General features: G+C 68.1%; 10 protein-coding genes. 6 read left to right on the top strand and 4 right to left on the bottom strand.

The genetic code is table 11. The annotated features are described in order from the left end of the window. Nucleotides 1-27: 27 nt before the first annotated feature. Nucleotides 28-192, bottom strand: coding sequence for a mycofactocin precursor MftA (gene mftA, locus D4765_RS19465; RefSeq protein ID WP_201799286.1), 165 nt, complete (start codon nt 190-192; stop codon nt 28-30). A 110-nt stretch (nt 193-302) separates the two neighbouring features. Between mftA and mftR the strand changes: the two genes are divergently transcribed. The 3 genes from mftR to D4765_RS10630 all read left to right on the top strand — a co-directional run bounded on the left by mftR (nt 303) and on the right by D4765_RS10630 (nt 3,707). Beyond that, nucleotides 303-1,007 (top strand): mycofactocin system transcriptional regulator, encoded by a 705-nt coding sequence (mftR, locus tag D4765_RS10640; RefSeq protein ID WP_136642279.1) that lies wholly within the window; start codon nt 303-305, stop codon nt 1,005-1,007. Then, nucleotides 988-2,607, top strand: coding sequence for a mycofactocin dehydrogenase MftG (gene mftG / locus D4765_RS10635; RefSeq protein WP_136642278.1), 1,620 nt, complete (start codon nt 988-990; stop codon nt 2,605-2,607). The genes mftR and mftG overlap by 20 nt, the downstream gene beginning before the upstream one ends. A 92-nt stretch (nt 2,608-2,699) precedes the next feature. After that, nucleotides 2,700-3,707: an NADP-dependent oxidoreductase gene (locus tag D4765_RS10630; protein WP_136642277.1), complete on the top strand. Its 1,008-nt coding sequence runs from the start codon at nt 2,700-2,702 to the stop codon at nt 3,705-3,707. A gap of 65 nt (nt 3,708-3,772) precedes the next feature. Here the strand turns inward: D4765_RS10630 and D4765_RS10625 are convergent, their stop codons facing one another. Then, nucleotides 3,773-6,442, bottom strand: coding sequence for a phosphoenolpyruvate carboxylase (locus D4765_RS10625; protein WP_420824534.1), 2,670 nt, complete (start codon nt 6,440-6,442; stop codon nt 3,773-3,775). Between the two features lie 157 nt (nt 6,443-6,599). Here D4765_RS10625 and D4765_RS10620 point away from each other — a divergent pair, with 157 nt between their 5' ends. Beyond that, complete coding sequence (locus D4765_RS10620; protein ID WP_136642276.1) at nt 6,600-7,802, top strand: MarP family serine protease; 1,203 nt, start codon at nt 6,600-6,602, stop codon at nt 7,800-7,802. Between the two features lie 111 nt (nt 7,803-7,913). After that, nucleotides 7,914-9,380, top strand: coding sequence for a hypothetical protein (locus tag D4765_RS10615; protein WP_136642275.1), 1,467 nt, complete (start codon nt 7,914-7,916; stop codon nt 9,378-9,380). Here the strand turns inward: D4765_RS10615 and D4765_RS10610 are convergent. After that, the gene (locus tag D4765_RS10610) at nt 9,350-9,982 is read right to left on the bottom strand and encodes a MarR family winged helix-turn-helix transcriptional regulator (protein WP_161580415.1); all 633 of its coding nucleotides are present in this window, start codon (nt 9,980-9,982) and stop codon (nt 9,350-9,352) included. The genes D4765_RS10615 and D4765_RS10610 overlap by 31 nt on opposite strands. A gap of 31 nt (nt 9,983-10,013) precedes the next feature. Between D4765_RS10610 and D4765_RS10605 the strand changes: the two genes are divergently transcribed. Continuing rightward, the gene (locus D4765_RS10605) at nt 10,014-11,144 is read left to right on the top strand and encodes an FUSC family protein (protein WP_136642273.1); all 1,131 of its coding nucleotides are present in this window, start codon (nt 10,014-10,016) and stop codon (nt 11,142-11,144) included. Here the strand turns inward: D4765_RS10605 and add are convergent. Continuing rightward, entirely contained in the window at nt 11,099-12,124 is a 1,026-nt protein-coding gene (add, locus tag D4765_RS10600; RefSeq protein WP_136642272.1) for an adenosine deaminase, read from the bottom strand. The two genes, D4765_RS10605 and add, sit on opposite strands and share 46 nt — an antisense overlap. Between the last annotated feature and the right edge of the window lie 176 nt (nt 12,125-12,300).

Below are 12,300 nucleotides of genomic sequence, written 5' to 3'. Positions count from 1 at the left end.
CGATGGGAGAAATCACGAGTGAAAGAATCAATAGACGCCACACATGCCATCGATGGAGACTTCTTCGACGAGGGAATCGTGTTCGAAAACAGGCTCTGCGACCGAGTGCTGCTCGCCGTTCACGTCGCTTTCGGTCACGGCGGCTTCTGAAACGGCGGCTTCTGAAACAATGACACGTTCACTGGTGCTCAAGGGATTCTCCTTTTGCTCGACATCACCCCCGTTGGCGAATGTCTGTGATGAGAAGATGCTAATGGCACCGAGTGCCGAATGGAAGAGCGACGAGCAGGAAGGGGCAGAGAATGTCGACAGTACGTCTCGGCCGGCAACCGTCGACCTCACAGGCCGAACTGAGCCATATCGCGCTCACACTGTTCGTCGAGCACGGCTTTGACAACACGACGGTCGACGACATCGCCTCGGCGGCAGGCATCGGCCGCCGCACGTTCTTTCGGTACTTCTCGTCGAAGAACGACCTGCCCTGGGGCGACTTCGAGACCCAGCTCGCCTCGATGCGCGCGTTTCTCGCGTCGCTGCCGACCGAACTGCCGTTGATCGACGCCCTCTGCATGGCGGTCATCGAGTTCAACCGGTTGCCTCCGGCGGAGATCACCTACCACCGGCGCCGCATGGAGCTGCTGCTCACGGTTCCGACGCTCGTGGCACACTCGACGCTGCGCTACGCGGCGTGGCGCCAGGTGGTCGCCGACTACGCAGCCGAACGCATGCGAGTGCCGAGCGACAGCCTCGAGCCGCAGGCCATCGCATGGGCCGTGCTCGGGGTGTCGCTGTCGGCATACGAGCAGTGGCTGAAAGAGCTCGACGCCGATCTGCCGACGCTGCTGTCGTCGGCGTTCGAGATGGTGCGGCTGTCGTTCGCTGGCGCCAGCGCGGGTGCGGGTGCTGGCACTGCGCGCGCGGCGAGTGGGGCGTCCGACGCGGGCGGCGCGGCGAATGCGGTTGGTGTACCGGATGCGGGTGGCCGAGATGGCAGGCACGCCGACTGAGGGCGCGCGCGGCCGACCGACGCGCGTGATCGTGGTGGGAGCGGGCGCCAGCGGCGCAGCTCTGGCCGCGAGGCTGAGCGAAGACTCCTGGCGTGAGGTTCTGCTGCTCGAAGCCGGTCCGGTACCGTTTGCCCACGATTTTCCGGCCGATCTTGTCGACGCCGACACCGTGCGAGGGGCCGTACCCGGCCACCTCGAAAACTGGTCGTTCGACGCTCACCTCACTGCAGACCGGCCGTACACCATCGCCCGCGGCCGCATTCTCGGCGGCTCCACCAGCATCAACGGCAGCTACTTCGTGCGGGCCCGCCGGGCCGACTTCGACGCCTGGTCGGCCGGCGGCAACGATGAGTGGGCGTTCGAGCGCGTTCTGCCGCTCTACCGCCGCCTCGAAGAAGACCAGCAGTTCGGCGACACCGCGGTGCACGGCGGCTCGGGGCCGATGCTCGTGAGTCGCCCACCACAGCACTCACCGGTTGTCGTCGCATTCACCGCCGCTACGCTGGCGGCGGGCTTTTCCGCCGAGCCCGACAAGAACGACCAGGGCGCCGCGGGCTGCGGCCCGCTACCGATGAACGTGTCGGGTACCACGCGCTGGAACACGGGGCTGGCCTACATCGAACCCGTGCGATCGAGGCCGAATCTCACCGTGCAGGGTGACACGTTCGTGCGCCGGGTGGTGTTCGAGGCGCAGCAGGCAGGCCGGGCATCCGAACCCCGTGCGGTGGGTGTCGAGGTCGAGCACAAGAATGCGGTCAGCACGCTCTACGCCGACGAGATCGTGCTGTCGGCGGGAAGCGTGAAGACGCCGCACCTGCTGATGCTCTCGGGCATCGGGCCGGTAGCAGAGCTGGCGGCCGCGGGCGTGGCGGTGGTGCGTGAGGCGCCGGGGGTCGGTCAGGGCTTCAGCGATCACCCGCAGATCGGGGTCGACTGGTGGCCAGCGCAGGGTGTTGTCGACTATTCGGCCCACCAATCGCTGGCGGTGTGCCTCAACTTCTGCGCGGCGGGCGACTCAGAACCCACCGACGCCGTGGGAACCTCGGGTACCGGCGGCGGCGCCGACCTCGAGATTCTGCCGTTTCTAAAGCCTACGCACTACCTGCTCACGGGCGAGCCCGCCGACGAGCCGCTCACCCTTCTGGTGTCACTGCAGAGCGGCGAGGCGCGCGGGCGGCTGGGCCTTCTCTCACGCGACCCGCACGTGAACCCGAGCATCGACTACGACTACCTATCGACTCCGGGAGACAGGGCGGCGCTTCGCGAAGGGGTGCGCACCGCAGTGGGGCTGCTGCGTTCGGCCGCTTTCGAGGGGGTGTTCGACCGGCTGAGCGTACTCGACGACGAACGACTCGGCGACGACGACCGCCTCGACGAATGGATGCTCGCGAACCTCGGCACCGCCCTGCACCTGTCGGGCAGCGCCGCGTTCGGCCTGGCCTCCGACCCCACTGCCGTTCTCGACCAGTACGGTCTCGTGCGCGGCGTGGCGGGCCTCCGGGTAGCCGACACGTCGATGCTGCCCACCGTGCCCACGCGCGGGCCGGCGGCGACCGCCGTTCTGATCGGCGAACTGATCGCCGACATCATGCGCCGCTGACGGCTCGACCCGGCCCAACACACGCACCACGCACCAACCACCACCCATCAACCACCACGCACCAACCACCCACCACCAACCGGGAGCGAACCATGACCGACGAAACCCCCACCGCCAGCTCGACACCTTCGATCTCCGACAGCGCCATCGCCGCCTCGGCCGCACCCGCCGTGCCGAGCACCGCCCGCGCCGTTCAGCTCGACAACTACGGCGGCGTCGACGTGCTGCACATCAGCCCTGTCGTCGTCGCGCGCCCCGCGGCCGGCGAGGTACTCGTACAGGTGCGCGCCGCCGGCATCAACCCCGGCGAGGCCGCCATTCGCCAGGGCTACCTCGACCAAATGTTCCCTGCCACCTTCCCCTCGGGCGAGGGCACCGACTTCGCCGGCGTCGTGGTGGCAGTGGGCACCGGCGTCGACGCCTTCGCGGTCGGCGACGAGGTGATGGGCTGGAGCGAGAAGCGTTCGAGCCAGGCCGAATACGTGACGGTGCCCGAGCACCAACTGATTCCGAAGCCGGCCGAGCTGTCGTGGGAGGTCGCCGGTTCGCTGTTCGTCGCCGGCGTCACCGCCTTCGCGGCCGTGCGCGCCGTATCGCTGGCCGGGGGCGACACCGTCGTGGTCTCAGCAGCGGCCGGCGGCGTGGGCTCGCTCGCAGTGCAGCTCGCGAAGCTGAAGGGCGCCGCCGTGATCGGCATCGCCTCCGAGGCCAACCACGGGTGGCTCGAGGCCAGGGGCGTCACGCCCGTGGCGTACGGCGACGGCCTGGCCGACCGCATCCGCGCCCTCGCACCGGGCGGCATCGACGCGTTCATCGACACGTACGGCCCCGAGTACCTCGACCTCGCCGTTGAACTCGGCATCGCAGTCGACCGTATCGACACCATCATCGCGTTCGAGGCCGCCGGCCGAATCGGAGCCAAGGCCGAAGGCAGTTCAGCCGCCAGCACAACGGATGCCCTCGGCGAAATAGCCCGCCTCGTGGCCGCGGGCGACGTGCTGGTCGAGATCGCCGCCACCTACCCGCTCGACGAGGTTCGTGCCGCGTTCGTCGAGCTCGAGAAGCACCACACGCGCGGCAAGATCGTGCTCATTCCCTAGACCACGCAGCGCGTGTCAGGCTCCGGGCCCCCAGCCGAAGTCGGGGGCCCGAACGCCCGCCCCGATCATCCGGTGTTCTGAAGGCCGGCGGCAACCCCGTTGACCGCGAGCAGCAGCAGTTGGTGCGGTGCGTCGGCCGGGTCGGTGCTTCCGGATGCCCGCACACTCTTCAACGCACGAAGCTGCAGCAGCGACAGCGCGTCGACGTACGGGCTCCGCAGGCGCACGGCTCGCCGCAGCACGGGCCTGCCCTCTAGCAGCTCGGAGTGGCCCGTCGTGCGCTGCACCCACTCGCGCGTGATACGCATCTCGTCGAGCACCAGCTCGGCCAGATCGGCACGGTCGCCGAGCGCGAGGTAGCGCTGCGCGAGACGGTCGTCGGTCTTGGCGAGCGACATCTCGACGTTGTTGATCATGGCGGTGAACAGCGGCCAGCGGGCGTACGCGTCGCGAAGCACCGCTTCGTCGCCCACAGCGGCCAGGGCCGAGCCGAGGCCGAACCAGCCGGTGAGGTTGATGCGGGCCTGGGTCCAGGCGAACACCCACGGAATGGCGCGCAGGTCTTCGAGCGACTCGATCGAGAGACCGCGGCGGGCGGGGCGGGAACCGAGTGCGAGAAGCCCGACCTCTTCGAGCGGGGTCACCTCGGCGAACCACGGCGCGAAACCGTCGCTCTTGATCAGTTCGTAGAAACGCTCGCGCGAGCGCACGTCCATCGTCGACGCCACCGCAGCGAAGTCGTCGGTCGCCTGGCGGTTCTCCTCCTCGTTCGCCGGGCTCGAGGCGAGCAGTGTGGCCGCGGCCATCTGCTCGATGTGCCGAGCGGCAATGGTCTTGTCGCCGTACTGCGCGAAGATCACCTCGCCCTGCTCGGTGAGCTTGAACCGGCCCTCGACCGATCCCGGAGGCTGCGCGAGAACGGCCTCGTTGGCCGGGCCACCGCCGCGACCGAGTGCTCCCCCGCGACCGTGGAAGAGCGTCAGCTCGATGTCGTTGTCGCGCGCCCACTGGGCGATCTTCGACTGCGCAGAGTAGAGGGCGAGGGTGGCGGAGACCGGCCCGACGTCTTTCGACGAGTCGGAGTAGCCGAGCATGACCTCGAGCTTTCGCCCGGTGGCTGCGAGCCGCGCCTTCACGGCAGGAAGCTCGATCATCTCGGCCAGAATCGTGGTGCTCGCCTGCAGATCGTCGAAGGTCTCGAACAGCGGCACGGCGTCAAGAATGGGCGCGGCCTCGGCTGACCCCATCGCCGCCTCAGCCAGCGCGTAGACGTTCGCGAGGTCGGCCGACGACTGCGTGAACGACACGATGTAGCGGCGCGAGACGTTCAGCCCGTACCGCTCCTGCAGAAACGAGATCGTGCGGTAGACGTCGAGCACCTCGGTGGTCATGTCGCTCAGCTCGCCACCGGAGCGAATCTCGGCGAGCGCCTGGCGGTGCACCTTCGAGTGCTGGCGCACTTCGAGCTCGGCGAGGTGGAACCCGAACGTCTCGACCTGCCAGATGAGGTTCTGCAGTTCGCCGTTCGCGCTGCGCATGGCGCCGGCAGAGCGCAGCGACCCCTGAATGATGCGCAGGTCGTCGAGCAACTCTTCTGGCTTGGCGTATGCCAGGTCAGCGTTGCGCAGGCGCGTCGCCGTGATGCGCTCGGCGATGACGAGCAGCACGCGGCGGTGCGGTTCGTTCGGCGCTCGGGTGCCGATCTGGGCGGTCACCTCGCCCGCGAAGTTGCGCTGGCGTTCCCAGAGGGCGAGCAGACGGGCATCCGGTGGAGTGTCGGCCGAGTCGAGCGTGAGCGTGCGCCCGATGCGGGTGGCGGCGTGCTCGAGCCCGAGCAGAATGTGCTCTGAGGCGATGGCGGCCGCCGTCTTCGTGACGGCGGCGGTGACGAATGGGTTGCCGTCGCGGTCGGCGCCGATCCAGCTGCCGAGGCGCATGAACGCGGGCGCCTCGACCGGCTTCGCGCCGGCATCGTTGCCGAGCAGCCAGTCGTCGAGCAGCCGGTACACGCGGGGCACGATCTGAAACAGCGTCTGGTCGAAGATGTTCATGGCCGTGCGCACCTCGTCGAGCGGGGTGGGCCGGGTCGTGCGAAGCGGCGACGTGCGCCAGAGCACATCGATCTCCTCGAGCAGCCGGCGGTCGTTCTCGGCGGCGGCATTGGTGCCGGGCTGGGTCACGTCGCGCTCGCCGAGCAGCTCGCTGATGCGGCGAATACCGGATGCGACGGCGCGGCGACGCGCTTCGGTCGGGTGGGCGGTCAGAACCGGGTGAAAGCGCAGCCGCCGAAGGCGCTCAGCGGTCTCGTCGGTGCCGACTTCGGCCACGAGGCGTTCGATGGCGGCCGGAAGGGAGTCGGCCGGGGCCGCCTCCCCCACCGCATCCCGTGCCCGCAGAACACGAACCCGGTGGTGCTCTTCGGCGAGGTTGCTGAGGTGAAAATAGCAGGTGAACGCGCGGGCCACCTGCTCGGCGCGGGCGGGCGTGAACGAGTCGACGAGCTCCTCGGCGTCTTCGATCGACGCGTTGTTCTCCCGCTCATAGGCGTCAATGGTGAGAGCGCGCAGTTTCTCGACATCGTCGAGCAGGCCCTCTCCCCCCGATTCGGTGAGTACGCGGCCGAGGAGGCTGCCGAGAAGCCGAACGTCGGCGCGGAGGTCTTCGTCAACCTCATCTCGAATGTCTCGTCGGCTGGATTCGGAACCCTGGCGGCTCTGGTCTGCAATAGTCGTCACGCCAATACGCTAGCGCGAACATATTGACAGCATGTTTCGGGCGGCGGTGCGGCGTCATGATTCAGCAGGGTGTTTCGGCGTCGAATTTCGACGCGCTGATTCGACTGCGGGTCTCGGCGCAGCCTTCGCTCAGCTTCATCGACCAGATTGGAGGTCTATGCAACCCGTCGTCGATATCGTGCTTCTCGTCGCAGCCCTTCTCGCCGTCTGGGCGGGCTGGGGCCGCGGCGCTGTGGTGATGGCGGCATCACTGCTCGGCGTCGTTGTCGGCGCCTGGTTCGCCACAGCGGCCGCACCGGCCGTGGTGACGTGGCTCGTGCAGTTCGGCTGGACCAGTTCGCTGCAACGCTCCATCGCCGCCGGCGTGGTGTTCGTGCTCTGCATTGTCATCGCCTCCTCCGTGCTCGGCACGATTGCGCTGCTCATCAGGCGGTCGATCGGTCGGGTCAAGGTGGTGCGCGGCATCGACTCGCTGGGCGGCGCTGCCATGGGGCTCATCTCGTGGGGGGTCGTAGTCTGGCTCGCCGCCGGGTTTCTGCTCACCACGGGGCAGCTGCAGGCCACCCAGCTCGTGAACGCCTCACGGGTCGTCTCGGTGCTGAACACCATGGCGCCCGTGCCCGCCACCACAGCACTCGGCACGCTCGACGCGGCGCTGGGCAGTGCCGGGTTTCCCACCGTCTTCGCCGACGGCGCCGAGATCATCGCGGGCGCCCAGGCACCCGAGTCGTCGGTGCCCGCAGCAGTGAAGTCGGCCTCCTCCGGCGTTGTGAAGATTCTCACTTCGGCGCCCAACTGCGGCTCTGACTCTGAGGGCAGCGGCTGGGTTGTCAGCCAAGACCGGGTCATCACCAATGCCCACGTCGTGGCCGGCGGCACCGACATCTACGTTCAGACCAGCGCCTCCACCAGCCTGCAGCAGGCGAAACTCGTGGTGTACGACCCCGAACGCGACCTCGCTGTGCTGGCCGTATCAGGCCTGGGCGTCACGCCGCTGACTCTCGGCACCGAGCTCGCCGCCTCCGACTCGGCCGTGGTGGCCGGGTACCCCGAGAACGGCCCATATACAACGGCCACCGCCCGGGTTCGGCAGACCGTGCAGGCCACCGGGCTCGACATCTACGGGCAGCAGAGCGTCACCCGTGAGATCTACTCGCTGCGGGGCACCGTGCTGCCGGGCAACTCGGGCGGGCCGCTGTTCGACACCGCGGGCAACGTGAGCGGCGTGGTGTTCGCTCGCTCCACGTCAGACACAGAGACGGGGTATGCGCTCACGCTGAACGAGATCGCGCCGGTCGTTGCGGCGGCGGGTGCATCCACCCCCGTGAGCTCGGGCGCGTGCCAGGCCGAGACCCCGTAGGGCGCGACACCGGCCGATGGGCCAGCAGCGGCACCCGCTAACATCGTGAGCACGGGGTACAGCTGCAAACGGCACAGGGGTACAGCGGTACAGCGGCACAGGGGGAATGTCATGAGACGTACGCGGCTGACACCGTTTCTGCTCTTCGCGGTCGTCTTCGTCGTGCAGTCGGTGAGCCCCACTCCTCAGACCGGTGACTCGCGGCTGTCGGCCATCGCTGCCTGGCAGTTGTTCACGCACGGCAACCTGCACCTCGAGGGGTATCCCCTCGTCACCGGGCTCGCCTACCAGGGCGACCTGCTTCCGGTCGGCGGGCACCTCGTACCGTTCTTCCCCTGGCCGCCCATGCTGCTCGCCCTGCCCGGCGACCTCATCGCCGCGGCGCTCGGCCACCCGCCGACGGGCCTATCGATCGCGAGCCCGTCGCTGGTGGGGTTCATCGAGGTTCCGACGGCCAGTCTGCTCGTCGCGCTGACAACACTGGTTCTCTGGCGGGTGGTGCTGAACCTGCCGTACGCGTGGGCCACGCGGCGTACGGCACTGATCGCGGCACTGACGTTCGCGTTCGGCACGATCGCGTGGTCGGTGGGCTCCCGGGCGCTCTGGCAGCAGACGGTGTCGATGCTGCTGCTGGCGCTCAGCCTGCTGGTGCTGCAGCGCCTGCAGCGAGCCGGTTCGCGGGCACCCGCGTGGGCAGCGCTTCTGGGCGTTGTCCTCGTGGCCGCCGTCGCCGCCCGACCCACCAACCTGATCTTCGCCGCTCTCGTGGGGCTCTGGATGCTCGTCACCCAGCGACCCCGCACGCCCTTCGTTCTCCTCGGCGCCCTCGTCGCCGCCACCCCGTTCGTGCTCTTCTCGCTGAACCAGTACGGCACGCTGGTGCCGCCGTACTACTACGTTCCGACCCGGCTCACCGACCCGCCGGTGTACGGGTTCTTCGAGAGCTTTGCGCTCATCCTCGTATCACCATCGAGGGGGCTGCTGTTCTTCGTGCCCGTGGTGCTGTTGGCTGGGCTCGGGGTGTGGCTGCGCATCCGGAGCCGGCAGTTCACGGGTCTCGACGCAGTACTGGTGGTCGCGATCGGTGCGCAGGTGGTGCTGATCGCGTTCTACGGGTCGACGGGCGGGTTCACGTATGGGCCGCGACTGCTGATGGACGTGGTGCCGTTCATCGTGTACCTCGCGTTGCCGGCCATCGGGCTACTGGGGCGGCGTGCCGCGCCGGGTGGGGGCAGTGACGCGACGGGTGCTGCAGGCCGTGACGCGCTGGTCGAGCCGGCTGCGGGCCCGGAGCCGTCGAGTCAGAAGGCACTGACATCACGCGCGCCCGAACGGCGGCTCGTGGCGCGACGCGTTCTGGCGGGCGTGGTCGTGCTCGTGCTCGCCTGGGGACTGTTCGTGAACGCCACCGGCGGCCTGATGCGCGCGGCCGACTGCTGGAACGTCACCCCCGCCCTCGTCGACGCCCAGCCCGAACGGGTGTGGGACTGGTCGGATCCCCAGTTTCTTCGCCCCTACCGCGACCTCGCGTCGGGGGTAGCCCTTCGTCAGGTTGTCGCCGGCAGCTGCACGGCCTGATCCGTCGAGTTCTCCCTCTCGCCTCGCAGCCGCTCGCACTCGAGCAGCAGAATGCGAAGCGACGCCTCGAGCTCGGCGTTCTGGGCGGGCGAGAGCACCGAGCCGAGCCGACGATCGAACTCGAGCTGCGGGGGCATGGCGTCATCGATCAGGCTGAGCCCGGCATCCGTCAGCCAGACGGTGCTCACCCGCCCGTCACGACTGTCGCGGCGGCGCTCAGCCAGACCGGCACGCTCAAGCTGAACAAGCCGCTTCGTGATCGACGCGTTCGACGCCAACAGTGTTCGGGCGAGATCGGAGGGCGTAGGGGCTCCGGATGCCCGGCGAACCGCCGAGAGAACGTCGAACTCGCCCCGGCTGATGCCGATACCCGCGAGAAGGTCGTCGCTCAGCAACGCCAGGTGCCGGGCGATGCGCAGCACTCGGCCGAAGGTACCGATCGGGTCGGTGTCGAGGTCGGGGCGTACGTCGCTCCACTCCGAGCGAATCGCGTCGACGGCGTCGGCATGCCTGGGACGCCCAGGGTGCCCAAGATCGGGCGAATCTGCTCCGGGCAACTCGGCTTCGGCTTCGCGGTCAGTTTGATGCGTCAATGGTTCCACACAATGTATTTTACTAGTAAAATAGTTTTCGATGAAGTCACTATTCGAATTCGGCGCTCACGCGGGCGCACACCGGGTCGCTGTGCGAGCAGGCATGTCGGTACTGGTTCCGCTCGTCGTGCTGTACTCGATCGGCCACATCGAGTGGTCGATCTTTGCCGCATTCGGCGCGTTCACATCGGTGTACGGCCGCAACACCGCCTACGCCCCGCGTCTGCGCATGCAGGGCATCGCCGCCGCCATCATGGTGTCGAGCGTGCTGCTCGGTGCCGTTGTCGCCGTGCTACCCAACCCCGAGTACACCGTCGTTGCCGTTGCAGCCGTGTGGGCCTTGGTTGTAGCGTTCGTCTCCGACGCCGCCCGGCTGTCGCCTCCTGGGCCGCTGTTCGCCGTCTTCGGGCTCTGCTCGGTGGCCTCGGTGCCGGCCGGGCCGAACGAGTTCGCCCTGGCCTTCACCGTGAGCGCCGGCGCGGCGCTCTTCGCGCTGCTCGTGGGTCAGGTCGGGCGCGTGCGGGCCGGGCAGGTCAGAAATTCAACTTGGGGAGCTACCAGTGCGGTGAACAGTAGCCGCGAGTCGGCGGGCTCCGCGGTGCGCTCCGCCATTGTCGCTACACTTCGGCGACCCGGCGAGCTGCGGCACATTTCGCGGTTCGCCGTTGCCGCCGCCCTGGCAGGCTCGCTTTCGACGGGGCTGGGTATCGGGCATCCATACTGGTCGATGGTCGCTGCGATCGTGCCCCTCGTGGCGATCGACCTCGGCAACTCGTTCGCGCGCGGGGCACACCGCCTTCTCGGAACCGTCGCCGGCCTCGCGCTCGCCTCCGTGCTGCTGCTCTTCGCGCCGTCGGGTCTCTGGGCCATCGGGCTCGTCGCGGCACTGCAGGTCGTCGCCGAACTCTTCGTGGTGCGCAACTACGGGTTCGCGCTCGTGTTCGTCACCCCACTCGCGCTCATCATGGTGAGCCTCGCACATCCAGTCTCGACGTCAGCCCTCATCACAGACCGCGCGGTCGAGACCCTGCTCGGCACCGTCGTCGCCATCGTCGTGGCCCTCGGGTACTGGCTGGCATTCGGTCGCTCCCGCCGCACCTCCCCGGCCACGACCCCTCCCGGCGCCTACACCGAGCGCGCCGCCACAAAAGCGTCGACCTCGGCCAGGTAGCGCAGCTTCTCGTCGGCCGACAGCCACGACGCCTCGAAGGAGTTCTTCGCCAACCGAACCACGTCGTCGGGCGACAGGCCCGCCTTCTCGACCAACGCCACATAGTTGTCGGCAACATAGGCGCCGAAGTAGGCCGGGTCGTCAGAGTTCAGCATGACCTTCGCGCCCTGCGCCAGCAGAGACACGATTTCGTCGGCCTTCATGTCGGCCGAGACGAAGCTGTTCGACACCGGGCACGTCGTGAACCCCACACCCCGCTCGATAGCCAGTGCCACGAGCTCCGGGTTCTCGACGATGTTCGTTCCGTGGTCGATGCGGTCGACGCCGATGTCTTCGAGCACTTGCCGGATGTTCTCGATACTGCCCACCTGGTCGATGTCGCAGTGCATGGTGAGCTTCAGCCCCGCCTCGCGGGCGAGAGCGAACACCTCGGCGAACTTCGCCGGGGGGTTGTCGCGTTCGTCGGAGTCGAGTCCGACGCCGACAAGGTGCTCCGCGAACGGCAGAGCGCTTGTCAGGGTCGCGAGGGCGCTCTCGGCCGAGAAGTCACGGAGGAAGCAGAGGATGAGCGCTGCGGAGACACCGAGCCCCGCAGCATCCCGAGCCGCCCGGGAGTAGCCCAGAATCACGTCGTCGATCGCGACCCCGCGCGACGTGTGCGCCTGCGGGTCGAAGAACGCTTCGACGTGCCGCACGCCGTTCGCGGCCGCCCGCGTGAAGTACGCCATGGCGAGGTCGTAGAAGTCCTGCTCGGCGACGAGCACGTTCATGGCCGGATAGTAGACGCCGAGAAAGCTTGCCAGCGAGTCGAACTGGTAGGTCGCCGTGATCTCGTCGACGGTGCTCTGGCCGATGTCGACACCGTTGCGCACCGCCAGCTCGAGCTTCAGTTCGGGCTCGAGGGTGCCTTCGAGGTGAAGGTGCAGCTCGCACTTCGGCAGAGCGTACAGAAAGTCGCGGGTCAATTCGGGCGTGGGCATTCGTGTTCTCTCCGTTGCTCTCGTTCGCGTTCGTGCGCTGTGGTTCGCTGTGGTTCGCTGTGGTTCGCGTTCGCCGCGACACTAACACGGCCAGATCACGCGCACGTTTCGCGACAGGTTCGTGCATCTTCGGGTACGGCAGGCGACGTTCGTCACGTGACGCGAGAGGCGATTGC

The organism is Subtercola vilae, assembly GCF_004923255.1.
In the GTDB taxonomy this organism is placed as follows: domain Bacteria; phylum Actinomycetota; class Actinomycetes; order Actinomycetales; family Microbacteriaceae; genus Subtercola; species Subtercola vilae.
Note: the sequence above shows the minus strand (reverse complement) of the source record. Positions and strands in the feature narration are given on the sequence as shown.